We start from the raw sequence: 251 nt of genomic DNA on the forward strand, positions 1-251 counted from the left end.
CGAGGTATACGCAGAGCGAAACTATGATTTCCATTACACTGAGCAGGCTATTAATGGGTTCGACGTTGAACTGCCTCCCACAGGTCAAAACTGCGGTGAACAAAACAGTGTTTACGAACAAATTCAAGCATACGTAGACTCCCAAAAAGAGCGCTTTCTTGGCTATCAGACCGAAGAGAACATAAGTTATAAAAATCGATTGGCGCCTTTTCTCAATGTCAGTTTGAACAACGTTGGAGACCCCTTTGTCA

Annotated in this window: 1 protein-coding gene; it reads left to right on the forward strand. The window is 43.4% G+C overall.

Annotation, left to right across the window (positions count from 1 at the left end; translation table 11 throughout):
• Window positions 1-251 (forward strand): hypothetical protein (locus tag A3773_RS18470; protein ID WP_231902243.1); only part of this gene is annotated, 251 nt, incomplete at both ends.

Origin of the sequence: Neptuniibacter pectenicola (genome assembly GCF_001597735.1) — a bacterium.
Taxonomy (GTDB): domain Bacteria; phylum Pseudomonadota; class Gammaproteobacteria; order Pseudomonadales; family Balneatricaceae; genus Neptuniibacter; species Neptuniibacter pectenicola.